The sequence below is a fragment of the Streptomyces sp. NPDC007971 genome (assembly GCF_042958635.1).
GTDB lineage: Bacteria > Actinomycetota > Actinomycetes > Streptomycetales > Streptomycetaceae > Streptomyces.
In genome coordinates this window covers 227,779-251,886 of the sequence record NZ_JBIBJK010000012.1, presented here as the reverse complement: position 1 = coordinate 251,886, position 24,108 = coordinate 227,779, and the positions used below count along the sequence as shown (strand labels likewise).

At 73.2% G+C, this 24,108-nt stretch carries 21 protein-coding genes and 1 tRNA gene; 10 read left to right on the top strand and 12 right to left on the bottom strand.

What is annotated here, in order from left to right:
- Positions 1–37: 37 nt before the first annotated feature.
- The 5 genes from ACFZCP_RS26055 to ACFZCP_RS26035 form a co-directional block, all read right to left on the bottom strand.
- Positions 38–565, bottom strand: coding sequence for a hypothetical protein (locus ACFZCP_RS26055; RefSeq protein WP_391430612.1), 528 nt, complete (start codon positions 563–565; stop codon positions 38–40).
- Between the two features lie 163 nt (positions 566–728).
- The gene (locus ACFZCP_RS26050; protein WP_391430609.1) at positions 729–1,904 is read right to left on the bottom strand and encodes a hypothetical protein; all 1,176 of its coding nucleotides are present in this window, start codon (positions 1,902–1,904) and stop codon (positions 729–731) included.
- Positions 1,905–2,072: 168 nt separating this feature from the next.
- Positions 2,073–3,551 (bottom strand): cellulose binding domain-containing protein, encoded by a 1,479-nt coding sequence (locus ACFZCP_RS26045; RefSeq protein WP_391430606.1) that lies wholly within the window; start codon positions 3,549–3,551, stop codon positions 2,073–2,075.
- 112 nt (positions 3,552–3,663) lie between these two features.
- Complete coding sequence (locus tag ACFZCP_RS26040; RefSeq protein WP_391430603.1) at positions 3,664–5,055, bottom strand: ATP-binding protein; 1,392 nt, start codon at positions 5,053–5,055, stop codon at positions 3,664–3,666.
- Positions 5,055–5,771: a response regulator gene (locus ACFZCP_RS26035; RefSeq protein ID WP_391430600.1), complete on the bottom strand. Its 717-nt coding sequence runs from the start codon at positions 5,769–5,771 to the stop codon at positions 5,055–5,057. Before ACFZCP_RS26035 ends, ACFZCP_RS26040 begins: the two co-directional genes overlap by 1 nt.
- Before the next feature lie 133 nt (positions 5,772–5,904).
- On the opposite strand from ACFZCP_RS26035, the gene ACFZCP_RS26030 reads away from it, so the two are divergent.
- On the top strand, positions 5,905–6,405 hold the full coding sequence (locus tag ACFZCP_RS26030) for a hypothetical protein (protein WP_362693589.1): 501 nt from the start codon (positions 5,905–5,907) through the stop codon (positions 6,403–6,405).
- Between the two features lie 108 nt (positions 6,406–6,513).
- Here ACFZCP_RS26030 and ACFZCP_RS26025 read toward each other — a convergent pair whose 3' ends face one another.
- Both ACFZCP_RS26025 and ACFZCP_RS26020 read right to left on the bottom strand, forming a co-directional pair.
- Positions 6,514–7,383 (bottom strand): fused MFS/spermidine synthase, encoded by an 870-nt coding sequence (locus ACFZCP_RS26025; protein ID WP_391430595.1) that lies wholly within the window; start codon positions 7,381–7,383, stop codon positions 6,514–6,516.
- A 34-nt stretch (positions 7,384–7,417) separates the two neighbouring features.
- Positions 7,418–7,852, bottom strand: a complete 435-nt coding sequence (locus ACFZCP_RS26020) for a hypothetical protein (protein ID WP_391430592.1) — start codon at positions 7,850–7,852, stop codon at positions 7,418–7,420.
- A gap of 261 nt (positions 7,853–8,113) precedes the next feature.
- Here ACFZCP_RS26020 and ACFZCP_RS26015 point away from each other — a divergent pair, with 261 nt between their 5' ends.
- Complete coding sequence (locus ACFZCP_RS26015; RefSeq protein WP_391430590.1) at positions 8,114–9,583, top strand: hypothetical protein; 1,470 nt, start codon at positions 8,114–8,116, stop codon at positions 9,581–9,583.
- 287 nt (positions 9,584–9,870) lie between these two features.
- Here the strand turns inward: ACFZCP_RS26015 and ACFZCP_RS26010 are convergent, their stop codons facing one another.
- Complete coding sequence (locus tag ACFZCP_RS26010; RefSeq protein ID WP_391430587.1) at positions 9,871–10,467, bottom strand: histidine phosphatase family protein; 597 nt, start codon at positions 10,465–10,467, stop codon at positions 9,871–9,873.
- Positions 10,468–10,702: 235 nt separating this feature from the next.
- On the opposite strand from ACFZCP_RS26010, the gene ACFZCP_RS26005 reads away from it, so the two are divergent.
- The 7 genes from ACFZCP_RS26005 (at position 10,703) to ACFZCP_RS25975 (ending at position 17,258) form a co-directional block, all read left to right on the top strand.
- Positions 10,703–11,647, top strand: coding sequence for a phosphatase PAP2 family protein (locus ACFZCP_RS26005; RefSeq protein ID WP_391430584.1), 945 nt, complete (start codon positions 10,703–10,705; stop codon positions 11,645–11,647).
- A gap of 1 nt (position 11,648) precedes the next feature.
- Entirely contained in the window at positions 11,649–12,746 is a 1,098-nt protein-coding gene (locus tag ACFZCP_RS26000; protein WP_362693692.1) for a hypothetical protein, read from the top strand.
- Entirely contained in the window at positions 12,737–14,371 is a 1,635-nt protein-coding gene (locus ACFZCP_RS25995; protein ID WP_391430582.1) for a hypothetical protein, read from the top strand. Before ACFZCP_RS26000 ends, ACFZCP_RS25995 begins: the two co-directional genes overlap by 10 nt.
- Positions 14,368–15,741, top strand: coding sequence for an AAA domain-containing protein (locus ACFZCP_RS25990; RefSeq protein ID WP_391430579.1), 1,374 nt, complete (start codon positions 14,368–14,370; stop codon positions 15,739–15,741). Before ACFZCP_RS25995 ends, ACFZCP_RS25990 begins: the two co-directional genes overlap by 4 nt.
- Before the next feature lie 191 nt (positions 15,742–15,932).
- A complete protein-coding gene (locus ACFZCP_RS25985) occupies positions 15,933–16,304 on the top strand; it encodes a hypothetical protein (RefSeq protein ID WP_362693565.1) in 372 nt (123 codons plus the stop codon).
- A gap of 305 nt (positions 16,305–16,609) precedes the next feature.
- Positions 16,610–17,194: a bifunctional DNA primase/polymerase gene (locus ACFZCP_RS25980; protein WP_391430574.1), complete on the top strand. Its 585-nt coding sequence runs from the start codon at positions 16,610–16,612 to the stop codon at positions 17,192–17,194.
- Positions 17,185–17,258, top strand: a tRNA-Lys gene (locus ACFZCP_RS25975). Before ACFZCP_RS25980 ends, ACFZCP_RS25975 begins: the two co-directional genes overlap by 10 nt.
- Positions 17,259–17,395: 137 nt before the next feature.
- Here the strand turns inward: ACFZCP_RS25975 and ACFZCP_RS25970 are convergent.
- Complete coding sequence (locus ACFZCP_RS25970; RefSeq protein ID WP_391430830.1) at positions 17,396–18,610, bottom strand: M6 family metalloprotease domain-containing protein; 1,215 nt, start codon at positions 18,608–18,610, stop codon at positions 17,396–17,398.
- A 366-nt stretch (positions 18,611–18,976) separates the two neighbouring features.
- Here ACFZCP_RS25970 and ACFZCP_RS25965 point away from each other — a divergent pair, with 366 nt between their 5' ends.
- Complete coding sequence (locus tag ACFZCP_RS25965) at positions 18,977–20,788, top strand: bifunctional diguanylate cyclase/phosphodiesterase (RefSeq protein WP_362693559.1); 1,812 nt, start codon at positions 18,977–18,979, stop codon at positions 20,786–20,788.
- On the opposite strand, the gene ACFZCP_RS25960 is transcribed toward ACFZCP_RS25965, so the two are convergent.
- The 3 genes from ACFZCP_RS25960 to ACFZCP_RS25950 all read right to left on the bottom strand — a co-directional run bounded on the left by ACFZCP_RS25960 (position 20,767) and on the right by ACFZCP_RS25950 (position 24,021).
- Positions 20,767–21,855: an MsnO8 family LLM class oxidoreductase gene (locus ACFZCP_RS25960; protein ID WP_391430571.1), complete on the bottom strand. Its 1,089-nt coding sequence runs from the start codon at positions 21,853–21,855 to the stop codon at positions 20,767–20,769. The two genes, ACFZCP_RS25965 and ACFZCP_RS25960, sit on opposite strands and share 22 nt — an antisense overlap.
- Positions 21,856–22,486: 631 nt before the next feature.
- Positions 22,487–23,218 (bottom strand): decarboxylase, encoded by a 732-nt coding sequence (locus ACFZCP_RS25955; protein ID WP_391430567.1) that lies wholly within the window; start codon positions 23,216–23,218, stop codon positions 22,487–22,489.
- On the bottom strand, positions 23,215–24,021 hold the full coding sequence (locus ACFZCP_RS25950; protein WP_391430564.1) for a decarboxylase: 807 nt from the start codon (positions 24,019–24,021) through the stop codon (positions 23,215–23,217). Before ACFZCP_RS25950 ends, ACFZCP_RS25955 begins: the two co-directional genes overlap by 4 nt.
- Between the last annotated feature and the right edge of the window lie 87 nt (positions 24,022–24,108).

Here is a 24,108-nt window from a genome sequence, read left to right as displayed (position 1 = left end):
GGCGCGGCACCCCTGCGAAGTGCCGCGCCCCTCGCGGTCAGGAGCCGTAGAGCTCGGTCATCTCGGTGAACTTGCCGGCGCCGTTCACGGCCACGTCGAAGAAGTTCTCGCCGTAGCAGTCGCCGGTGTCGGCCTTGGCCGTGGCGGTGTCCTGCGCGGTGCCGTTGACGCAGGTGCGGATGTGCTCGATGCCGCCGTTCGCGGCGGTCATCTTCGCCGGTCCCTTGTCCTTCACGTGGAGGACCGTGATGGGGGTGTCGCCGGAGGCGACGGTGTACTCCCGCTCCTTCCCTGTCGCCCGGTAGGAGGCGCCCTCGTCCGAGGACGGGTCGCAGGCCATCGTGGCGTCCTTGGTGGTGAGGGTGTTCATGGCACCGGAGACGCTCTCCACCAGGACGACCTTGTGGCCCTTGGCGAGGGTCGGGCAGTCCCCCTTGGCGTGGCCCGCGCCGTCGCCCTTGGCGGTGGGGCTCGCGGATGCCGAAGGACTGGCGGTGCCGTCGGCCTCGGCGGTGGTGTCGGTGGGCTGGCAGGCGGTCAGCGTGAGCGCGGCGCAGCCCAGCACGCAGCGACAAGGGCAGGGCGGATGGACTTCATGACTCCCCCGAGTTTCGAACCAAGATCGAATTGATACGGCGGGAAACTATAGAGGCATGAACATGTCCAACCGAAACCGGCGCGAGCCGGGCTTCACACCTCCCGCGGCGGGCGGGCGGGCCGCGCCCGGGTCAGCAGGCGGTGGGGACGAGGGTCTCGGGGTCGCCGTCGAACGCGGTGGCGGTGACCCAGGCCGTGCTGCCGTCGACGCGCCGCAGCCGGAACCAGAAGCTGCTGGTCCTGCCGTGGGCGGTGACCTCCTCGCCCTGCCGGACACACAGCGCCCGGTAGTCGTTTCCCGCCACGACACTGCTGACCTGCGCGCTCGTGGCGCTGGGCGCCGAGCGCACGGGCGCGTCGGCGTCGGCGTGGACGCTCGTGGTGCCCGCGGGGAGCACGTCCGGTGCGCCGGTGGGCGTGCCCTGGGGCGAGGTGCCGCTGTCGGTCGGCGTCGGCGAACCGTCGGTCGGCGTCGGCGAGCCGTCCGTCGGGTCCGGAGAACCGTCGGTCGGGTCCGGAGAACCGTCGGTCACCGAGGGGCTCGGCGTGACGGCGGGCCCGGCGACGTAGACCGTGGCCGCCTGCCGGGTGCTCGCGGTGACCTTGTCGCCTGGACCCGGGCCCCCGGCGGCGGGCGGGGGCAGCTGCACGGAGCCCTCGGGCACCGTGGGGATCACGACGCGGGACAGCGTGCCCTCGGACTGGTCGGCGGTCTCGATGGCGTACTGGACCGTGAGACAGAGGGCGGACAGCTTGGCCGCCGTGTCCGCGACGGAGTCGCCGGCCGACACCTTCGGCAGGGTGACCGGGGCGGAGGCGCCGCCCGGGCAGGAGGACGCCGAGGCGGTGGGGACCGGCGAGTTCTGCCGGATGTCGGAGATCTTCAGGCTCCCGCCGGAATTCCGGTGCGTGAAGTCGGCCCGGAGAATTCCTTTCGCCGGGGCCAGTGCGACTCCGTCCAGCGCCGGTTCCACCTTGTGATCGGTATGGACCAGATAACCGGATTCGACCACTCCGAGTTTCCTGTCGATGTACCGGATGACAGCGGTGAGATAACCCTTGGGACTGACCCCGAACTGATGCTCGACACCACCGTCCACGCTGAAAGTACCGATCGGTGTCACGAAGTTCTTGCCCGCGGAGACGCTGATCTTTCCCGAGGAGTCGAGCGTGAAGGTCACCGGCACGAAATCCGGCGTGTAGGAGACGGACGGATCCTGCTCCTCGCAGCCCGCCGCGCCCATCAGGGCGAATATGGATGTCCCCGCAAGAAGCAGGGCGGTCACACGCGCGCGTATCCAGCCCATGGCTCTCTCCCCCGATTCACCGCCGGCGCACAACGGCTCGGATCTTAGCCACGCAATTCTCGGCGCTGCCAGTGGAATTGGCCGATTGCGACGGCAGGGGCGAATGGGGTGGGGCCCGGCGCATACGATCCGCCGGGCCCGTTATCCACGCATGAGCAGAATGCGCGACTAGTTGTACGTCCCGAACGCCTTCGAGAACGCGAACTTGTCCTGCGCGATCGAGCTGCACGTGGCGTCGGCGGTGGGCTTGGTGCCGCCGACGCACTGCTTGTCGCGGGTCGCGGACCACATGGAGAGCCCGCCGAGGCCCTTGGACTTGGCGAAGTTCACCAACTGTGTGGCGTCGTCGACCTTGAAGACCTCGGAGGAGACGTCGTTGACGCCGATCATCGGGGTGACGGCGACCGTCTTCCAGGCGGCGGAGTCGGACAGCCCCAGCACGCTCTTGACCTGGGCCTGGGTGGCGGTGGCCGCCTGCTCGGCGTAGGTGCCCATGTCGCCGTTGTAGGAGGCGCCGTAGTCCATCGCCATGATGTTGACGGCCCCGGTCCTCACGCCGTTGGACTTGGCGTCGGCGAGGAGGTTCACGCCGTCCTGGGTCAGGCCCTCGGGCATCACGGGGAGGGTGAAGGAGACGTCCAGGTCCGGGTGCTGGGCCTGGAGCTTGGCTATGGCCTGGACCCGGCGGGTGTTGGCGGCCGTGTTGGGCAGCGCGCCGCCCTCGATGTCGAAGTCGACCTTGGTCAGCTTGAAGGCGTCGACGGCCTTGCCGTAGGCCGCCGCCAGCGCGTCCGCGGAGGAGCAGGTGGTGGCCAGCTCGGAACCGGAAGCACCGCCGAACGACACCCGGACGTCACCGCCCTTGGCGCGCAGGGCGCCGATCTGGGCGGCCACACCGTCACTGGTGAGGTCCGTGACACCGCCCCACTTGGGGGTGCAGCCCCCGCCGTCGGTGACGAAGGCCAGGTTGAAGTTCTTGACGCCGGTCGCCTCCACGGCGGCCGACAGATCGAAGGCCGGGTAGAGGGAGGTGTCGACGTAGGGCGCGAAGCCGGCGGAGGCGGTGGTGCCGCTGCCGGCGCTCCCGGTGGGGGTGGGCGTCGCGCTGTGGGTGGGGGTGGTGGTCTTCGTCGCGGTCGGGGTGGGGGTGGCGGTCCTGGTGGGGGCCGGGGCCGGCGACTGGCTCCGCGTCGGGCGGCCGCTCGGCTCGGGGGTGGCGCCGTCGTCCGCGGAACACTGCGCGCCGTCGATCCGGCAGCCCGTGGGAGCGGCGGTGCCGTTGACCACGAAGCCGACGGTGACCGACTTGCCCGGTGCGAGGCCCTCCGTGTCCCACTTGGCGGGCTTCACGGTGACGTGCCGACCGCTCACGCTCGACTCGCCGTTCCACAGCGAGCTCAGCTTCGCGCCCGCGGGGAGGTCGAACTCCAGCGTCCAGGTCTTCTCCGTCTGGGCGCTGTTGTTGGTGACGACGTACTGCGCGGTGTAGCCCGTCGACCAGTCGCTGGTCCTGGTGTACGCGGCGCCGATGCCGGCCGCGTGCGCGGTGCCGGTCAGCAGGACTGCGCCGCCACCGACCGCGGCCGCCGCGACCAGGCCGCCGATCGCCTTGTTCCTGCCACTGATCCTGCGCCGGTGCGTGCTCATGCGCGTGCCTGCCTTCGTTCATCACGGGGGGGTGAGGTGCGGCAGCACGCTAGCGGCCCGGAATCGGACAAACGGCTTGATCTGGACGGCTGTTGAAGACCTTAGGGTGCGCTTAAGGAAGGGATCGGGGGCGGTTAATGGTCGAGACCAATTTACGCGGTCGCCTCCTGCGCACACGCCCCCGCGCCGGACCCCGCCCGTCCAGCTGGAACCAGATCCGCACCTCGGTGCCGCCCAGCACCGATGCGCCAATGCGGACGTCTCCGCCGGTGGACTCGGCGAGGCGGCGCACGATGTCGAGGCCGAGGCCGGTCGAGCCCGCGCTGCCCGAGCCGCGGCCGCGGGCCATCGCCGCCTCGGGGTCGGGTATGCCCGGGCCCGCGTCGGAGACCAGCACGATCACCGCGTCCTCGCCGTTGTGCACGTCGACCGCGAAGGCGGTGCCCTCGGCGGTGTGCCGGAAGACATTGCCGAGCAGCGCGTCGAGGGCGGCGGCGAGGTCGGCGCGGGCCACGGGCGTGCGCACCGGCCGTTCCACCCCGGCCACCCGCCACTTGCGTCCCTCGTCCTCGGCGAGCGCCGACCAGAACTCCATGCGCTCGCGGACCACTTCGGCCGCGTCGCACCCGGCGCCGGGCCCGGCCGCCACGGTCTGCGGCTTGGCCTCGCGCGCGGTGCGGATGATGGTGTCGACCTCGCGCTCCAGCTGGGCGACGGCGGTGCGGGTCTGCTCGGCGGCGGGCCCGGCGCCGAGCGAGGCGGCGTTCAGCCGGAGCACGGTCAGCGGGGTGCGCAGCCGGTGCGAGAGGTCGGCCGCCAGCTCTCTCTCGTTCGCGAGGAGTTGGACGACCTGGTCGGCCATGGAGTTGAACGCGGCCGCGGCCAGCCGCAGTTCGGTCGGCCCCTCCTCCGGCACCCGGGCGCCCAGCTTGCCCTCGCCCAGTTCGTGCGCGCCCTCGACCAGCCGCTGTGCCGGGCGCACCATGCGCACCCCGAGCCGGTCGGCGACCGCGACCGAGCCGACGATCAGCGCGAGGCCGACGGCGGCGAGCACCGCCCAGGCCGTGCCGACGCCGTGGCTGGTCTCGGACTCGGGGACGTAGACCTCCACGACCGCGATGTCGCCGGAGCCGAGCGCGACCGGCTGCAGCAGGGTGGAGCCGCCGGTGACCGAGGTGGTGGAGGCGCGGCCCATGGTCCGTACGGCCTCGATGTCGTGGTCGGCGGCGCGCTGCCGGCCGAGGTCGAGCGCCGAGCGGGTGCCGTCGGCGGGCAGGTGCACGGCCATCCCGGAGTCGGTGCCGGCGGAGGCCACCACCCGCTCCAGCTTGTCCCGGTCGGTGGTGATGGACAGCGCGGGGGCGACCGCGGCGGCCTCCCGCTCGGCGTTGGAGAAGGCGCGGTCGCGGGCCATCTCCTGGACGACGAGGCCGAGCGGCACCGCGAAGGCGACCACGACCATCGTGGTGACCGCCAGGCAGACCTTGACCAGGGCCCATCTCATCACCGCGGCTCCCCTCCCCCGTCGGCCGGCACCGGCGGTTCCAGCTTCACTCCGACGCCTCGGAGGGTGTGCAGATAGCGCGGCCGGGCGGCCGTCTCCCCCAGCTTGCGGCGCAGCCAGGACAGATGGACGTCGATGGTCTGGTCGTCGCCGTAGGACTGCTGCCAGACCTCGGCGAGGAGTTCCTTGCGCGGCACGACGACGCCGGGGCGGCCGGCGAGGAAGGCGAGCAGGTCGAACTCCCGGCGGGTGAGGTCGAGCCGCGCACCGTCCAGCTCCGCCTGGCGGCGCAGCGGGTCGACGGTCAGGCCGCCGACCCGGATGACGGTGGACGGCGGGGCCTCGGTCCCGCCGGCGCGGGCCCGGCGCAGCACGGCCGCCATCCGCGCCGACAGGTGCTCGACCGAGAACGGCTTGGTCAGATAGTCGTCCGCCCCGGCGTTCAACAGCCGGACGATCTCCGTCTCGTCGTCCCGGGCGGTGGCGATGATGACGGGCACGTCGGTGATGCCGCGCAGCATCTTCAGCGCCTCGGAGCCGTCCAGATCGGGCAGTCCGAGGTCCAGGACGACCACGTCGAAGCGGAAATGGGCGACCTCGCGCAGCGCCTCAAGTGCCGTACCGACGCTGCGTACGGTGTGCGAGGCGTCGGTCAGATGACGGATGAGCGCCGAGCGGACGAACTGGTCGTCCTCGACCACGAGCACACTTGCCATGCGCCGCACCGTACGCCATGCGGCGCGACGCGGTCCGGCGCCCGGCGGCCCCCACCCGGGCGAAGTCGGGAGCGGGGGCGGACGGCCCGGGGCACGTGCGCGCGGCGGTACCCCTGGGGCAGTATGGCCCCCGATGCGCAGAGGACTCGTACACGTACTGGCGTGGCTGCTCGCGACGGGAGCGGCGGTCACGCTGTCGTGGTGGGGTGTGCACACGGTGATGGCCGGGACGGCGTACGACCCGCCGCGCGCGCTGCCGATCACGGCCGAGGACACGACCACGCAGCGTTCGAAGCCGCTGGATCCGCCGCCCCCTCGGTCCACTCCGCCGAAGAGTCCGTCGGCCGGGCCGTCCACCCCCGCCCCCTCCCGGACGCCGTCCTCCGGCACCAGCCCCACCGCCACCGCGTCCGGCAGCGTCAAGGCCTACGACACCGACGGCGGCCGGGCGGTCTTCGATCTGGGACCGGCGAGCGCCACCCTCGTCTCGGCGACCCCGGGGACGGGCTGGTCGATGCAGGTGTGGAAGACACAGACGTGGATCCGGGTGGAGTACAGCAAGGGCGCGGACCGGGTGTCGGTGTTCTGCACCTGGCACGACGGGCCGCCGCACGTGGAGGTGGGCACGTACTGATCCCCGCCGGCCGTGGGGACACACGGACCACGCTCACGAAAGAAGGGCCAGGGCCCTTCTTTCGTCCCCGGCAGGAACGGGAAGGCAGGTCCTGGCGGAACACAGGTCCTAGCGGAACACCGAGGGCGGCGGGGCCGGGGAGGCCACCGCCGCCGCGTCCGTCACGGGCAGGGCGCCGCCGGTGAAGTCGGTGAGCTGCCTACCGTGTTCGACCCGCGCGGGGTGCGGGTCGGAGGCGGCGCGGCGGGTGAGTTCGGCGAGCGGGAGCGGGAGGTCCGAGGCGACCAGGACGGCGTTGCCGAACCGCTTGCCGCGCAGCACGGCCGGGTCCGCGACGAGGGCGAGTTCCGGGAAGCGGGCGGCGGCGGTGGCGATCTGGCCGCGCAGATGGGCGAGCGGCGGGCCGTCGGCGAGGTTGGCGGTGTAGACGCCGGAGGGCTTCAGGGCCCGGCGGACCTCGTCCAGGAACTCGGCCGAGGTGAGGTGGGCGGGGGTCCGGGCGCCGCTGAAGACATCGACGACGACCAGGTCGGCCCAGCCGTCCGGCACCTTGGCCAGTCCGTCCCGGGCGTCCGCCGAGCGCACCCGGATCCGGGCGTTCGGATCCAGCGGCAGCTCACGGCGGACCAGTTGGACGAGGGACGCGTCCCGCTCGACGATCTGCTGGGTGGAGCGGGGGCGGGTGGCGGCGACGTACCGGGCGAGGGTGAACGCGCCGCCGCCGAGGTGCACCGCCTGCACCGGCCTGCCGGGCGGGGCGGCGAGGTCGATGACATGGCCGAGGCGGCGCTGGTACTCGAAGGAGAGGTGGGCCGGGTCGTCCAGGTCGACGTGCGACTGGGGCGCCCCGTCGATCAGCAGCGTCCAGGCCCGGGAGCGGTCCGGGTCGGGTATGAGTTCCGCGAGCCCGCCGTCGACCGCTTCCACCACGGCCGCGACGGCGGCCGACCCGCGCCGGTTGTTCCTGGACCTGCCCATCGGTCCATTTTCGCAGGTGCCGCGGGCCGGCGCTTCACCTGCGGCTGTCGGCGGCCTCGATCAGCCGGGCCGCCTCCCCGAGGGCCCGGCGCAGCACCACCGGGTCGGTCGCGAGGTCGGCGTCGCCGGGCGGCAGCAGCCAGTCCGAGCCCTCCACCGGCGGCTGGGGGGCCGGCCGCAGCCCCCGCCCGTTCGTCTCGGTGCAGGTGCTGCCCGGTACGTCCCAGCAGGCGGCGGTGCCGGCCGGCACCAGGAAGCCGAGGGTGTCGCAGCCGTAGTCGTGCAGGACGGGACCGACCGCCTCGCCGATCCCGCGCCTGAGGATGTCGACCGCCTCCAGCCCCTGCCGGGCCGGCACCGTCACGAGGTCGCAGGCCGCGCCACCGGCCGTCGGCACCGGTGACATCGACGCACCGGGCACAGTCGATGTGCCCGGTGTACAAGGATCGTTGCCCTGGCTGGTCTCCATGCCGGCCTCCACCACGCCTGTTGCAGTCCATGGTGTTCAACGCGCGAGCACGTCAACGGCTACGCCACAAGTGAGCCGCAAAGGATGGCAGTTCATGGCAGATCAGGTATGAGATATCCGGTTTGTAGCTAAACCCTGCGTGGCGGGTCCAACACAGCAGGTACGTTCTTGCTCGCCGGAACCAGGGTGTCACACGGACATCTCAGCCCGAACCCGCTCCGGATCCGGCACGGTTCGACGGTTCGCACGAGAGGACCGGCCATGGCGTCGTCAACCGAGACCTCGTCACAGCCCGAGCGGCCAGTACGGCCGAACCTCGCCTTCCGGCAGTTGCGCGGGCGGCGCTCACCGGCCGAGTTCGCGGCGCTGGTGCGGCGGGCCGCGCGCGAGATCGGCGAGCGGGTGAGCTGTGACGCGCGTTACGTCGGCAGGGTCGAGGCGGGTGAGATCCGCTGCCCGAACTACGCGTACGAACGGGTGTTCCTGCACATGTTCCCCGGTCGCACGCTCACCGACCTCGGCTTCGCACCGCGCTCGTCCGTCCGCGGACGAGCGGCACGTACGGCCGCGGACGCGCCCCCGGCGCTCGGCACCGCTGAGACGCCAGGGGCCCACGAGCCGTATGACACGCAGGACCGGTACGACCCGCAGGATCCGTGCGAACCGCACGAGCCGTACGAGAACGACCCACTGAACCACGAGGAGAGCGACGTGCTGCGTCGCGCATTCATGACCGGCGGGGGCGCCACGATGGCCGCCGCCACACTGGGCCCGCTGGGGCTCACCACCGGTGCAGCGGCGGCGGCCCGGCCGCTGCGGCGCGCCGGCACCCCGGAGGCCGCCGCCCTGGAAGAGGCCGTCCGCCGCATCCGGCTGCTCGACGACCGGCACGGCGCAGACGGCCTGTACCGGCGCGCGGCGGCTCCCCTGCGCGCCGCGTACGCGCTGTTGGACGCCGGCGCGACCCGGCAGACGACCGCCGAGAGACTGCACTCGGGCGCCGGTGAACTCGCCATCTCCGTGGGCTGGCTGGCCCATGACTCGGGCCGCTTCGACGACGCACGCTCGCACTACGCGGAGGCGCTGGCCACCGCCCGTATGACCGGCGACGCGGGCCTGGAGGCCCACGCCTTCTGCAACACGGCGTTCCTGGCCCGCGACGCGGGCCGACCCCGCGAGGCGGTACGCGCGGCGCAGGCCGCCCAGCGCGCCGCCCGCCACCTGGGCTCACCGCGCCTGATGTCCCTGCTCGCGCTGCGCGAGGCGGGCGGCTGGGCGGGCCTCGCCGACCGTACCGGCTGCGAGCAGGCGCTCGCCCGCGCGCAGGCCCTCTTCGAGCGGGGCCACTCGGAGGCCGACCCCGAGTGGATGAGCTTCTACGGAGAGGCCGAGCTGGAGGGGCTGGAGGCGCAGTGCTGGTCGACGCTGGGCGACTGGCGCCGTGCCTCGCGCCATGCCGACCGCGCGGCCCAGCTCCAGGACCCCCACTTCACCCGCAACATCGCCCTCTACACCGCCGAACTGGCCGACGACCTGGCCCGCGAGGGCCGTCCCGACGAAGCGGCGGCGGCCGCGCTGCGTGTGCTGGATCTTCTGGACCAGGTCCAGTCCTCCCGCATCCAGACGATGCTGGCGGGGACGGCCCGGGTGCTGCTTCCGCACCGGCGCGCCTCGGGGGTCTCGGCGTTCCTCGACCGGCATGCCTCGCAGCCCAGGCTCGGCCGGGCGTAGCAAACAGCTCTGCGACCGCCCCTCGGACTGCGGGCCGCCTTTCGCCTGCGGGCCGTCATTCGGCTGCGGGCCGCCTTCCGGCCAAGGGCCCCTTTTCGGCGAAGGATCCCCTTCGGCTGCCGGCCGGTGGGGGCTGGTCGCGCAGTTCCCCGCCCCCTTCAAGGGGGCTTGGCCGCGGGTCGGCGGGGTGCCCCGCAGGGTGAGCATCGGACGGGCATGGTGTTCAAACTGGCGGCCGGTGGGGGCTGGTCGCGCAGTTCCCCGCGCTCCTTCGGGGGCGCGACGGGTCAGCCGGCCAAGTGCCCGAGGTCGTTCCAGCTCTCGATCGCCGGCTCCCCGTACGCCCATCCCAGCACCGACAGCGAGGTCGGGTTCAGGCGTATCCGCGCCGCGAAGTCCAGCGGCAGTCCCAGCCACCGCGCACCGATGGACCGCAGTATGTGCCCGTGGGCGAAGACCAGGACGTCGCGGTCGGCCGAGCGGGCCCACGCGACGACCTCGTCCGCGCGCGCGGCGACCTCGGCGAGGCTCTCCCCCTGCGGAACACCGTCCCGCCAGATCAGCCAGCCCGGCCGCACGGCCTGGATCTCGGCGGGAGTCATGCCCTCGTACGCCCCGTAGTCCCACTCCATCAACGTGTCCCACAATTCGGCACGCTCACCGAACCCGGCCAGCTCGCACGTCTCACGCGCGCGTGCCAGCGGACTGGTCCGCACCTCGACGCCGGGCAGCCCGTCGAACGGCGCCCGGTGCAGCCGCTCGCCGAGCAGCTTGGCCCCGCGCCGGCCCTCCTCCAGGAGCGGCACGTCGGTCCTGCCGGTGTGCTTGCCGGACAGCGACCATTCCGTCTGTCCGTGCCGGGCCAGCAGGATGCGCGGTGCCATGGGGGACCTTTCCGGGAGGGGGACGCCACGGGGACGCCACGAGAACGACAGGAAGCGGATTCCCTCCATCATCGCTCACCCCGGGCAGGGGCAACCCGGCGGGCGATCCCGACGTCTTTGAGGGCTGAAGCGCCCGCCGGGGCGGGAGAGCGCCCGCATGGCCGGGATATGGACACCGTAAAGTGGCACGGTCGCCCGCCGGGGCGGACCACAGCAGGAGGGGGAGGGCGATCCGATGCCGCAGACCGACACACCGGGCACCGAGGCGGTCCCGCGAACCCGGTTGCGGTGGTGGACCGAGCTTCCGCTGATCCTGCTGGTCTACGGCTGCTACTCGGCCGGACGGCTCCTCGCCCGCGGTGACGTCTCCTCGGCCATCGACCACGGCCTGGCGATCCTGCGCATCGAGAAGGCCCTGAACCTCAACGCGGAGCACCCGCTGAACCGGTTGTTCACGCGGGAGCCCTGGCTCGGCGTACCGGCCGACTTCTGGTACGCCTCGCTGCACTACCTGATCACGCCCGCCCTGCTGATCTGGCTGTTCCGGACCCGCACCGCGCACTACCGGGCGGCCCGCACCTGGCTGATGGCGTCCACGTTCATCGGCCTGATCGGCTTCACCCTGCTGCCCACCTGCCCGCCGCGTCTGCTGCCCGGCCACCACGGCTTCGTCGACACGATGGCCCACTACAGCTCGTACGGCTGGTGGGGCGGCGAGGCCAGCGCCCCGCGCGGCATGGGCGCCATGACCAACCAGTACGCGGCGATGCCGAGCCTGCACGTGGGCTGGGCGCTGTGGTGCGGGGTCATGCTGTGGCGGCACGGCGGCACCCGCCTGGCGAAGATCCTCGGCGTCGTCTATCCGCTGCTGACCGCGATCGTCGTCATGGGCACCGCCAACCACTACTTCCTGGACGCGGTCGCGGGCGTGGCGGTCATGGGCGTGGGCCTGCTGCTCGCGCCGCACGTGATGCGCGGCGCGGACCTGCTCCGGTCCCGCCCGACCCGCCGCACCGCACCGGTCCCGGCGGCCACGGGGTCCCCGATTGTCAGTGCCGGATGCGAGACTTCCGCGGGTGAGCGAATTCCACGGCAGCGCGAGTCGCAGCGCGCATCCGCAGCCGACCCGGACGTCTCCCCCAGCGGCGCGGGCGAAGGGGCTCCGGCACCGACTCGCTGAGCTGCGCGGTCCCGACGTACCGGCGAAGGCGCTGGACGCGCGCGCCCTCGCGGCGCTGGCCGCGAACCCCGGTTGCCGCAGACGGGCCATCCTGGACGGCGCCGGGGTCGACAAGGCGGCGCTGGCGAGCGCGCTCGGCTCACCTTCCGGTTTCGGTCAGTCGCAGTTCGCGCTGACCCGGGGCAACGCGTTCGAGGCGCGGGTGAAGGCGGACGGCGGCGCGGAACTGCTGCAGCTGGTCCACTCCCGCCTCGACGCGGGCGCCGAGCCGCCCGCGTCGGCCGCCGTCCCCGACCTGTCCGCGCCCGGCCCCGAGGGGCGTACGGCCCGTACGGCGCTGGCGCTGCGCGAGGCCGTGGCCGCGGGCGGCTGGACGCTGCTCGACCACCCGATGCTGGCCCTGGACGTGGCCGGCTCGCTCGCGTTCCTGGAGCCGGACGCGGTGGTGGTGCACCCGGACGGCAGCTGGACGGTCGTGGAGATCAAGTCCTTCCCGATGCTGGACGGTTCGGCCGACCCGGCGAAGGTGGGCGCGGCCGCCCGGCAGGCGGCGGTGTACGTGCTGGCCCTGGAGGCGGTCGCGGCCCGTCTCGGCCAGGACGGCACCCCTGCTCCCCGGGTACGGCAGCGAGTGCTGCTGGTGTGCCCCAAGGACTTCTCCAACCTGCCCGCCGGCTCGGCCGTCGACGTGCGCAAGCAGCGCGCGGTCACCGCCCGCCAGCTGGCCCGGCTCACCCGCATCGAGGAGATCGCCGACGCACTGCCCGAGGGCACCTGTTTCGCCCCGGACCGGCCGGCCGAGGAGCTGACGGCGGCCGTGGAGGCGGTCCCGGCTGCCTACGCACCCGAGTGCCTGTCCGCCTGCGAACTGGCCTTCCACTGCCGGGAACGCTCCCGCGCGGCGGATGCCGTGACCCGTCTCGGCCGCCCCCTGCGTGCGGAGCTGGGCGGCCTTGCGACGGTCGCGGACGTCCTCGCGGCGGCCCGCGGTGAGAGCGGCGACCCCGACGACCCGGCGGTGGCGGCCCTGCGCCGGGCCGCGGCCCTGCGCGCCGAGGCACTCGCCGCGGCCGGCCGGGAGGTGGCCCCGTGTCGCTGATCGCCACCCTGGCCCGGCTGGAGGCCGTCAGCACCGGACACGCCCAGCCCGCCGCGACCGTCCGCCACCGCCGTCTGTCCGACCGCCCGCTGGTCCTGGTGCCGCTCACCACCGCCGGTGAGGCCGGCGCCCCGCTCGGCGCGCTCGTCGGCACCGAACGGGAGGCGCCGCGCCTGCTGGTCGTGCCGCAGCCCCGCGACCGCGATCTGCGCTTCGCGTTCCTCGCCGACCTGGCCGATGTCGTCCTGCCGTACCTCGACTCCTATCAGGAGGACGTCGAGACCGCCGAGCGCACCGAGACCGACCCGGAGACCGGCAAGCGGGTCAAGGTCGAGGTCGAGCTGTGCGCGGACGCGCCCCAGCTGATCGTGCCGAGCCGTGCGGGCCTGGACCTCGTACGGCTGCTCGGCCGGTCCATGCGCTTTCGCCGCACCGCCGAGCAGGACCCGGAGACGCCCCACCCCGCACCGCCCCGCATCCCCCTGCTCGGCCGCTGGCTGACCCACTACGGCGAGCGGGCCCGGGTACCCGGTTCCTCGCTCCTGCTGGCCCTCACCGAGGTGCTGTCCCGGCACTGGGCGACCGGCCAGTCGGGCCTGGAGGACCAGCACCTGGGCGCGCTGCTCGCCTGGATCGACCCTCCCGCGCTCCCGGCTCCGTCCGAGCCGGGGGGCTCCCGGCGGACGGGCACCGGCGCCGAGGCCGCCCGCCGGGCCGAGCTGGCCCGCGACGCCGACGGCCAGCTGCTGTGCCCGCCGGCCGGCCCGGCCACCGACCCCGCGTTCGACAACAAGCTGCTGGCCCCGGCCATCGAGCGCCACGACCGCGCCCGTGCCGCACTGGCCGCCGCCGAGGACGCCCTTCAGGCCGACGACCGGCTGGCCGCGCTCACCGCCGCCGAGCGGGAGATCCGCGACCTGGTCGACAGCCGCACCCGGCCCACCTGGGACGCGGTCTGGCGGGGCCTGGACCTGCTGCGGGCGCTGCCGGAGGGGGCGCACGTCGAGGAGCGCTGGACGCGCGACCGCTGGTCGTTCACCGGCCACCGCGACCGGATCCTGGCCGGTGAGCCCCCGCAGCCGCGCCGCGACGACGCGGTGACGGCCGCGAACAAGCTGGCCACGCGGGAGCGCGAACAGGCCCGCCTCGAAGCGCAGGAGGCACTGGACGACCCGCTGGTGATGGCGGGACGGCGACTGGCCGGGGAGGCCTTCGCGGGCGAGGTGACCGACGTCGTCCTCGCCCACAGCGAGGGCAGGCGGCCCAGCCCGCGCCCGCTGGTGACCGTCCGCACCGAGGACCGGCCGCATCTGGCGGAGCGGGCGAAGGTGTACCGCTCGCTGGGCGGCAGACCGCAGGCCGCGGAGTTCGTCGGGTACGACGGCTCGGCGGAGGAGGGACTGCTGGTGCTGCGGATCGTGGACAAGATGGGCCGGGGCAAGGAGCCCGAGCCCGGTTCGGTGCCGGAGAAGGGCGACGCGGTGTGCTTCACCCTCTTCGAGCACGAGCAGCGCGGCGGCGCGAAGCTGCCCGACCCGGAGGAGACCCCGTGGACGCACGGCGGCCCGCCGGGTGAGGCCGTGCCGGAGGCGCCCGACGCCGTGACCGCGGAGGACATGCTGTGACGACCGTCGGCTTCGATCCCTCGGCCGCGGCGACACGCGCCACCGACGCGATCCTCCACGACACCCTGCACGGCACCGAGCGCGGAGTGGTCGTCGACTCCCCGCCCGGCGCCGGCAAGTCCACCCTGGTGGTGCGGGCGGCCCTGGAACTCGCCGACGCCGGGCGCCCGTTGATGGTGGTCGCCCAGACGAACGCCCAGGTGGACGACCTGGTGCTGCGGCTCGCCAAGAAGAACCCCGAGCTGCCGGTGGGCCGGCTGCACAGCAGCGACGCCGACCCGTACGACAAGGCGCTGGACGACCTGCCCGCCGTTCGTACGTCGGCGAAGGCGGCCGACCTGCAGGGCCTGCCCGTCATCCTGTCCACCGCCGCGAAGTGGGCGCACGTCACGGTGGACGAGCCGTGGCGGCACGCGATCGTGGACGAGGCGTACCAGATGCGCTCGGACTCCCTGCTGGCGGTGGCCGGCCTGTTCGAACGGGCGCTGTTCGTGGGCGACCCGGGCCAGCTGGATCCGTTCGCGATCGTGGGCAGCGAGCAGTGGGCGGGCCTGTCCTACGACCCGTCGGCCTCGGCCGTGACCACGCTGCTGGCGCACAACCCGGAGCTGCCGCAGCACCGCCTTCCGGTCTCCTGGCGCCTCCCGGCCTCCGCGGCCCCGCTGGTCTCGGACGCCTTCTACCCCTACACCCCGTTCCGCAGCGGCACCGGCCACGGCGACAGGAGCCTCGCCTTCGCCGTCCCCTCCGACGGCTCGGGCCCGGACCGGGTGATCGACGAGGCGGCGCGGTCCGGCTGGGGCCTGCTGGAGCTGCCCGCCCGGCACACCCCGCGCACGGATCCGGAGGCCGTCCGGGCAGTGGCAACGGTCGTACGACGCCTGCTGGACCGCGAAGGCGCGACCGTGTCGGAGCTCTCCCCGTCTCGACTTCGTTCGACCGGGGGGACCCCCGTCCCGGTCCCCTCCGCCCTCACCGCCGACCGCATCGCCGTCGGCACGGCCCACCGGGACCAGGCGGCCGCGATCCGCTCGGCACTCGCCGAGCTGGGCGTGGCCGACGTCACGGTCGACACCGCGAACCGCCTCCAGGGCCGTGAGTACGACGTCACGGTCGTCCTGCACCCGCTCTCCGGCCGCCCCGACGCGACCGCCTTCCACCTGGAGACCGGCCGCCTGTGCGTCCTGGCCTCCCGCCACCGGCACGCCTGCATCGTGGTGTGCCGCGCCGGAGTGGGCGACCTCCTGGACGACTACCCGTCCACGGAACCGGTCCAGCTGGGCACGCTGGTGAAGTTCCCGGACGGCTGGGAGGCGAACCACGCGGTGCTGGCGCGCCTGGGAGAGCACCGGGTGAGCTGGCGGCCCTGAGCCCGGCACCGGACCGGCACGGCCCCGGACCGGCCCGTCGCCGGCACCGCACCGGACCCGCATCGGCCTGGTACCGAGCCGGGCGGGACGCCGGGCGGCCGGGGAGGCTTCGGGGCGCCCCTGAGGTCCCCTTGCCCGCGCGCGAGACAATGGACGATGGCCCACCGGAACGTACGAGGAGGAGAGAAGACATGGCGGAGCCCACGCCGCGTCGGAACGAACCGCGGCTACGCCCCGCGCCCCTGATCTTCGAGCCTGCACAGGCGGCCGGCGATCCCGAGCACTTCTTCGCCCTGGAGTCGATCGAGGATCCGCGGGCGCTGCTGGCCCGGGCGACGGAGCTGGCCCAGGCGTTCCGGGCAGCGGCCGACCGGGCCGTGGAGTTCCAGGCCGTCGCGGCGGCCCAGCTCGCCGACCCGCGCCGCTTCGACCGGCTGACCCCGGCGGCCATCGCCGAGCAGGCGGAGTGGACCGAGGACTACGCGAAGCGGATGGTGGAGTTCGGGCAGGACCTGATGCGGGGTGCCGACACGGAGGGCCGGACGCCCGTCGACCCCGTGTAGCCCAGGTCCAGCCCGCTGGTCCGCTGGGTCCGGCGCGGTCGGCGGGTCCGCCGGTGGCCGGTCGGTCACCAGTCGGTCCAGCGCGGCCGCCCCGTCCAGCCCCTACGGCCGTTCCCACCCGTTCGGCCAGTCCGGCCGTTCCAAGCCGTCCAAGCCGTCCGGCCCGTGCGGTCCCCTGTCCCGGTCGGCCGTCCCGCCCGCCTGGCATATGCCAGGCGGGCAAGATACTCCTCCCCACCCTCCCCTGTCCCGAGTTTTCGCAACTCAGGAGAACCGCGCACTCACAGCCGGTACATCTGGTTGGCATGAGCAGTACGCCGAATGTCACCTGTGCCACCCCCGACGGGGCCGCCTGGCTCGCCTCGACAGGAACGTATCCGCGCAGCACGCTCGCGAACTGGCAGGAGCACCCCGACGCCCCGCTGGTCCTGCCCTGCGGCGCCGTCTTCGACGTGGTGAGCGCCCCCGTGGTCTTCGGGCGGCGCATGCTGGACCGGTTATGGGACGAGGGGCCGGGCTCGGGACCGGTCGCCGTGTTCCGGGGCCGCATGCTGCTGTTCGCCGCCCCGGGCACGGCCCAGCGCCTGCCCTCGCTGCTGACCTGGGAGGAGTGGGGCGGCGGCCACGGCAGCCGGACCGCGGCCGTGCCGCCGCTGCTGTGCCACGGCACGGGGGACGCGGTGACCGTCCCCGCCCTGTCCGGCGGCGACTCCCCCACCCCGGGCGGCTCCCGCTGGCTGGTCGCCCCCGACACCCGCCACCCCTGGCTGCCCGGCCCCGAGGTGGTGCTGTGGGCGGCCGTGCGGGCGGCCCGTGCAGCCGTGCGGATATCGATTTTTCCTCCCGCCGACCAGGATGCTAAGGTCTACGACGTCAGCAGGCGCCGCTAGCTCAGTTGGTTAGAGCAGCTGACTCTTAATCAGCGGGTCCGGGGTTCGAGTCCCTGGCGGCGCACATGACGACGGCGGGTCGGTTTCGAAAGATTCCGGCCCGCCGTTTTTCGTACACCCACACCCTGCACAGTCGGCCCGCACCCCCCGCACAGTCGGCCCACACACCCGACAGGCCGGCCGGCCCCGCGTCCCCGGACGTCAGGCGGCCACCCCCGGCGTGATCTTCACGGTCCACGCCCCGGACGCCGTCCGGTCCTCCACCTCCACCTTCACACCGTCCCCGGGCACCGTGAAGCTCTCGCCGAGGGAGACCGGGGCGTCGGCGAGGGGCGGATAGACCGAGTTCTCCCAGCACGCCTCCGTACGCGGGTGGGCGTCCACCACCTCGACCGGGCCGCCCCCGGACTCCGCGCCGCCGCGCACCCGGTAGACCAGGACCCCCTGCCGGCAGACCGCACGGTCGTTCCCCGCCGGGCCGCGCGCCTCGAAGGCCAGTGCGCTGTCCGGGCCGGTGCGCACGACCGCCAGCTTCGCGCCGTGGCCGAGACCGAAGGCGGGGGCGCCCGCCGCGCCCTGCACCGGGACGCCCGGACCGGCCTCCAGCGGCTCCAGGGTGAGACGGGTCGGACCGGCCCCGCGCACACACACCACCTGGCGCGGATCCAGCCAGCCCAGCTTCCACTTGTGCCAGCCGAACAGATCCGGGGACAGCCCGAACTGGCTGCCCATCAGGTCCCAGTCGCCGACGTAGGTGTCCCAGTCCCCCTTGCCGTCGACCGGGCGGTGGTAGAGGTCGGGGAGGTCGAAGACGTGGCCCGTCTCATGGGCGAGGACCAGACGGTCGGGCGGGTGCTTCTCGAAGACCGTGACCACCCTGCGCACATCCGTGCCATCCACGTGCATGGGGGTGTCCAGATTGACGACCTTGGTCGCGTCGGAGTCCACGCCGGGCGCATCGGGATCGGCGACGAAATAGACGACGTCGTAGCGGGAGAAGTCGACCTCCTTGTCGGCCACGGCGAACGCATCGTGCAGGTAGGCGGCCCGGTCGGCGGCGCTCCAGTCGCGTTTCATGGCGTAGGAGGACGACGGCCGCGGCATGCGCAGCCAGTGCCCCAGCGGATGCGGGTGCAGGGTGAACCTGCCATAGGAAGCCTGTTCGAAGAACCGACTGGTGGCCGGGAAGTGGTCGGCCGTCAGCTCGGCGGGAGTGGCGCTCGGGACGGCGTCCGGGAAGGAGAGGAAGATCATGACGGCGTTGCGCACGCCGGTCGGGCGGGCGTAGTCGGAGTTCCAGGTGTCCACGCCCTCCGAGTGGTGGGCCTCGGTCCGGTGCAGGGCACAGGGGGCCGGCGAGAAGGGCTCGGCGACGGACGGGCCGGTGAGGATCGAGGTCGCGGCCAGCGCCGACATCGTGGTGAACACGGCGGCGGTGCTGCGCAGCTTGGGCACGGAAGGACCTCCGGATGCGGTTCACGGGACACCACATCCAGACTGTGGGCGTTTGTTGATGTTCGTCCTGTTTGCCTGAACCAGAAGGGTGAGTACGCCCATTCGGGCGCCGGGCGTGCACCGGCGGTCGACACCCCGAAACACTCACGGAACGTCACAACTGGTCGGCGGCTTGAAGAACCCGCCCAGGTGCGGGCAGAAACGATCTGTCAGAACCTGTGGTCCGTCATGGACACTGGAGAATGGCTGGAAGGGCCCGGGGCCAGCCTCTATGATCGGCACACTTTCCGGCACGGACAGAGATCGAGTGCACTGCGGGAGCGAGCGGTGAGCGGAACGTCCGAAGGGCCGACGCCCGCGGCAGACCTCGACCGGTCAGCCGTCACAGACAGTGATCACAACACCTATCACCGTGTCTTCGCGGCTGCCCCGCTCTCCATGGCTGTCGTCGACCGCGAAGGCCTGGTCGTGAGCGCCAACGCCGCCCTCGGCGAGCTGCTCGGCACCGACCCCGACGGCCTGCCCGGCCGGGTGGCCGCGGACCTGGTGGACCTGGCCTCCGACGCCCGCACCTGGCACGCCTACCGCGAGGTCCTGCGCGGCCGGCAGGCCAGACTGCGCTGCACCCGCCGGCTCAAACACCCCGAGGGGCACTCGGTCTGGGTGCAGGTCACCGTGGCCCCGCTGGCGGACGCCGGGACCGGCGTCCTCGTCTCGGTCGCCGACATCAGCGCCCGCCGTGAACTGCAGGCCCGGCTGCGGCACTTGCAGATGCACGACCCGGTGACCCGGCTGCCCAACCGCACCCTCTTCTTCGAGCGCCTGTCGGGCGCCCTGGAGGCGGAGTCGTACGAGCTGAGCGGCACCGGCCGGATCGGCCTGTGCTACCTCGACCTGGACGGCTTCAAGGCCGTCAACGACACCCTCGGCCACCGGGTCGGCGACCGGCTGCTCGCGGCCGCCGCCGAGCGGCTGACCCGGGTCGCCGACGAGGCCGGGTACGCTCGCGCCCAGACCCCCCTGGTGGCCCGGCTCGGCGGCGACGAATTCGCCCTGCTCGTCGAGGACTCCACCGGCACCGAACAACTCGCCGACCTCGCCGAGTCCGCCCTGAAGGCCCTGGAGGCCCCCTTCGACCTGGCGGGACAGCGGCTGTCGCTGACGGCCTCCATCGGGGTCGTGGAGCGGCACGCGGCCGGTACGACCGCCACCGGGCTGATGCAGGCGGCCGACACGACCCTGTACTGGGCGAAGGCCGACGGCAAGGCCCGCTGGACACTGTTCGACCCCGAGCGCAACGCGCACCGCATGACCCGCCAGGCCCTGTCCTCCACGCTCCGCCCGGCCATCGAACGCGGTGAATTCGCTCTGGAGTACCAGCCGTTGGTGGGCATGGAGGACGGCAGGCTGAGCGGGGTCGAGGCGTTGATCCGCTGGAATCATCCTCAGTTCGGCACACTGACGCCGAATCGGTTCATCGGATTGGCCGAGGAGGACGGCTCGATCGTGCAGCTCGGCCGCTGGGCGCTGGAGACCGCCTGCCGGCAGGCCCGCCGCTGGCAGCTGGACAACCCCGGCGAGCCGCCGATCTTCGTGAGCGTCAACGTGGCGGTCCGCCAGGTGTGGGACTCCGACCTGGTGGCGGACGTGGCGCAGACCCTCGCCGAGACGGGACTCGCCCCGCACCTGCTCCAGCTGGAGCTGACCGAGTCCGCCGTGATGGGCTCGGGCGGCCGCCCGCTGCAGGCCCTCCAGGCCCTCAGCGACATGGGCGTGCGCATCGCCATCGACGACTTCGGGACGGGCTACTCCAATCTGGCGTATCTGAGCAGGCTGCCCGTGTCGGTGCTGAAGCTGGACGGCTCCTTCGTGCGCGGCTTCCAGTACGAGGGCGACAAGAGCGCGGTGGCCGTGCCGCCCAACGGGGCCGACGAGGTGATCGTGGAGGCGATGATCCAGCTGGCCCACCGGCTCGGGCTGACCGTCACCGCGGAGTGCGTGGAGACCTCGGCGCAGGCCACGCGGCTGCGCCGGATCGGCTGCGACACCGGGCAGGGCTGGCTGTACTCGCGCCCGGTGCCGCCGGATCGCATCTCCGAGCTGCTGGAGTCGCAGACCTACGCGGCCGGCAAGCCGTAGGCGTCCGCGATCAGCTCGTAGGAGCGCAGCCGCAGTTCGCCGCGGTGGGCGTGCGAGGTGAGCATCAGCTCGTCGGCGCCGGTGCGCTTGTGCAGCTCGTCCAGGCCCGTGCGGACCTCGTCCGCCGTTCCGTGCACGATGTTCGCGCTCCAGGAGGCGACGAACTCCTCCTCCATCGGGCCGAACTCGTGGCGCTCGGCCTCCTCCGGGTCCGGGAACAGGCCCGGGCGTCCGGTGCGCAGCCGGATCATGTTCAGCGCGGTGGCCCTGACCTGGCGGCGGGCCTCGCGCTCGTCGTCCGTGGCGAGGGCGGAGACGCCGATCAGGGCGTACGGCTCGTCGAGCACCGCGGAGGGGCGGAAGGTCTGCCGGTACAGGTCGAGGGCCGGGATGGTGTTCTGCGCGGAGAAGTGGTGCGCGAAGGCGAAGGGCAGCCCCAGCAGGCCGGCCAGACGGGCGCTGAAGCCGGAGGAGCCGAGCAGCCATATCGGCGGCCGGTGCGGCGACTGGACGCCGCCGGGGCTGCTGCCCTGCACCGGGCCCGGGATCGCGTGAATGCGGCCGTACGGGTGTCCGTCGGGGAAGTCGTCGTCCAGGAAGCGGGTGAGCTCGGCCAGCTGCTGCGGGAAGTCGTCGGCGCCCTCGTTCAGGGTGTCCGTGCGGCGCAGGGCTGCGGCGGTGGCCCCGTCGGTGCCGGGGGCCCGGCCCAGGCCCAGGTCGATCCGCCCGGGGGCCATTGCCTCCAGCGTGCCGAACTGCTCGGCGATCACCAGGGGCGCGTGGTTGGGCAGCATGACGCCGCCCGAGCCGAGCCGGATGCGGTCGGTGTGGGCGGCGAGGTGGGCGAGGATCACGGCGGGCGAGGAGGAGGCGACGCCGGGCATGGAGTGGTGCTCGGCCACCCAGTACCGGTGGAAGCCGCGTGCCTCGGCGAACCGGGACAGCTCCACGCTGGTGCGCAGCGCATCGGTGGCGGTCCGGCCCGCGCCGACCGTCACCAGGTCCAGTACGGAGAGGGGGACGGGGGCGGTCCCGCGCGTCGTGCCCCGTATCTCGTCTGCCGACACGGTCCATACCTCCTGCTGTCCGGCCGATTGCTCTCGTCCCACCCCTAACAGGAGGCAGTCCCCGCTTATTCCACCCACCCCCCACCCGTCCCACCCGAGTCCGACGGCAGCCCCGGCCTACGGGCAATCGATCGGCCACGCGAGCCCGAGGAGGGCCTCGTGACGACGGGCAACCGCCCAGCCGCCCGAGTCCGGTGGCGGGGCCGGGGCTGAGAAGCTTCCCGGCCGCCCGAGTCCGGTGGCGGGGCCGAGGCTGAGACAGCCTCCCGGCCGCCCGAGTCCGGTGGCGGGGCCGAGGCTGAGACAGCCTCCCGGCCGCTCGAAGCCGACAGCGGGGCAGGCGCCAGGGGCAGTCACCGGCCGATCGAGTCGGCGACGAGCCAGGGCTGGGGGCACCCGCCCGACCGCCCGAGCCTGGTGGCGGGGCTGCGGCTCGGGCTTGGCCTCGGCCTCGGGCTTGGCCTGGGGCTCGGGCTCGGGCCCGGGCTCGGGCTCGGGCTTGGCCTCGGGCTCGGGCTTGGCCTCGGGCCCAGGCTGGGGCTGGGGCTGGGGGGCAACCTGTCGGCCGAGCGAGTCGGGTGGGTGGGTGGGAAAAAAGGGGGGCCAGGGGCGGAGCCCCGGGGTCGGCCCGTCAGACCTGCACGATCGGCTCCCTGGTGAACAGCGTCCCCAGCGCCGGCGCATTGACCCGCCGGTCGGCAAGCCTGAGCCCCTCCCACACCGACACCTGGTTCGCCGTGAGCACCGGCTTGGACAGCGCCTTCTCCAGCAGGGGAAGATGCGCCGCCGTGTGCAGCGCCGTGTCCGGCAGGAGCACCGCCTCCGCCTCGGCACCGTCGGCCGCCCGCGCCAGCGTCAGCACCTCCTCCTCGCCCCACGTCCCCACTTCCGCGGCCGTGACGATGCCGGACGACCGCACCGCCACCACCTCCAGCCCCGCGGCCCGCAGGAAGTCCGCGAACAGCGCGGCCACGTCCTCGGGGTAGGTGGCGCCCACGGCGACCCGCCGTACGCCGATCTCCCGGGCCGCGTGCACGAAGGCGAACGAGGTCGAGGAGGCCGGCATCCCGGCCACCCGGGCGAGCGCCCGCACCTGCTCCTGGGCGCCCTCCCAGCCGTACACGAAGCTGCCGCTGGTGCACGCCCACACCACCGTCTCGGCGCCGGTCAGCCGCAGCTCCTCCATGCCCGCGGCCAGCCGCGCGGCCGAGCCCATCTCGCGCAGCGCCTCCGGCCGGTGCGCGTCCTCCCCGATGTCGGTGTGCACCACGTCCAACCGGATGTCGCTGCCCAGGAGCTGCTCGATGCGCGGATAGTCGTCCTCGCCGGAGTGGCCCGGGTAGAGGAGTCCGAGTGCCGTCATGTCAGCCCTTCTCCGTGTTCCTGATGCTTCTGTGTCTGTTCCGGCAGTGCGGGCCAGTCACGCGCGGCCTCATCCAGCAGCGCCTGATAGGGCCCCACCGCTCGGGTACCCAGCCGGCGCAGTGCCGCCCACATCGTGACCTGGTTGGCCGACAGCACGGGGATGCGCAGCTCGGCCTCCAGCTGGGGGATGACGTCGTAGGTGGGGAGGTTGGTGCAGGAGATGAAGAGCGCGTCGGCGCTGCCGGGGCGCACCGCGGCGCGGGCCATGGTGACCACGTCCCGGTAGGGCACCTGCCAGATGTGCCGGGTCAGCCCCATGAAGGCACAGCCGGTGACCCGTACGCCCGCCTCGGCGACGTACTCCTCCAGGGAGCGGGTGACGGACACCGTGTACGGGGTGACGAGGGCGACCCGTCGTACCCGCAGCTCCGTCAGTGCCTCCAGCAGCGCCCCGGAGGTGGTGACCGAGGACAGCCCGCCGCCGGACCGGCTCATGGCCGCGCACATCGCCTGCTCGCCCGCGATCCCGGCGACGAAGCTGCCGGAGGTGCAGGCGTAGGCGACGACCTCGGGGGCGACGGCGATCAGCGCGCGCACCGCCTCGTCGAGGGTCTCGTGCTCACTGACCAGCCGGGCCAGGTCCAGGCTCACCTCGACCGGCACGAACGGGGTCCGGGTCAGGTGCAGCGACACCTCGTCGGGCACCCAGCGCCACAGCTCGCGGTCGAGGGCGAAGTCGAAGGGAGCCACCACACCGACACCACGCTGGGGGCGGGGACCGCCGAGAAAGGAGACGTCCATGGCAGGCACCGGCCTCACGCTCGGAGACAAGAGGGAACGGTCAGTGGATGCGCCCGTGTTGACGAAGGTAGGTTCCGGTGCGAGCGT

Bases quoted from the DNA above. Each gene is read 5' to 3' on its own strand.
- ACFZCP_RS26030 (WP_362693589.1), top strand. From the start codon at position 5,905: ATGCGCAGAGGACTCGTACACGTACTGGCGTGGCTGCTCGCGACGGGA.
- ACFZCP_RS26045 (WP_391430606.1), bottom strand. From the start codon at position 3,551: ATGAGCACGCACCGGCGCAGGATCAGTGGCAGGAACAAGGCGATCGGC.
- ACFZCP_RS26005 (WP_391430584.1), top strand. From the start codon at position 10,703: ATGCCGCAGACCGACACACCGGGCACCGAGGCGGTCCCGCGAACCCGG.
- ACFZCP_RS26035 (WP_391430600.1), bottom strand. From the start codon at position 5,771: ATGGCAAGTGTGCTCGTGGTCGAGGACGACCAGTTCGTCCGCTCGGCG.
- ACFZCP_RS26015 (WP_391430590.1), top strand. From the start codon at position 8,114: ATGGCGTCGTCAACCGAGACCTCGTCACAGCCCGAGCGGCCAGTACGG.
- ACFZCP_RS25985 (WP_362693565.1), top strand. From the start codon at position 15,933: ATGGCGGAGCCCACGCCGCGTCGGAACGAACCGCGGCTACGCCCCGCG.
- ACFZCP_RS25980 (WP_391430574.1), top strand. From the start codon at position 16,610: ATGAGCAGTACGCCGAATGTCACCTGTGCCACCCCCGACGGGGCCGCC.
- ACFZCP_RS25955 (WP_391430567.1), bottom strand. From the start codon at position 23,218: ATGACGGCACTCGGACTCCTCTACCCGGGCCACTCCGGCGAGGACGAC.
- ACFZCP_RS26010 (WP_391430587.1), bottom strand. From the start codon at position 10,467: ATGGCACCGCGCATCCTGCTGGCCCGGCACGGACAGACGGAATGGTCG.
- ACFZCP_RS25970 (WP_391430830.1), bottom strand. From the start codon at position 18,610: ATGTCGGCGCTGGCCGCGACCTCGATCCTCACCGGCCCGTCCGTCGCC.
- ACFZCP_RS26040 (WP_391430603.1), bottom strand. From the start codon at position 5,055: ATGAGATGGGCCCTGGTCAAGGTCTGCCTGGCGGTCACCACGATGGTC.
- ACFZCP_RS26020 (WP_391430592.1), bottom strand. From the start codon at position 7,852: ATGGAGACCAGCCAGGGCAACGATCCTTGTACACCGGGCACATCGACT.
- ACFZCP_RS26025 (WP_391430595.1), bottom strand. From the start codon at position 7,383: ATGGGCAGGTCCAGGAACAACCGGCGCGGGTCGGCCGCCGTCGCGGCC.
- ACFZCP_RS25950 (WP_391430564.1), bottom strand. From the start codon at position 24,021: ATGGACGTCTCCTTTCTCGGCGGTCCCCGCCCCCAGCGTGGTGTCGGT.
- ACFZCP_RS26050 (WP_391430609.1), bottom strand. From the start codon at position 1,904: ATGGGCTGGATACGCGCGCGTGTGACCGCCCTGCTTCTTGCGGGGACA.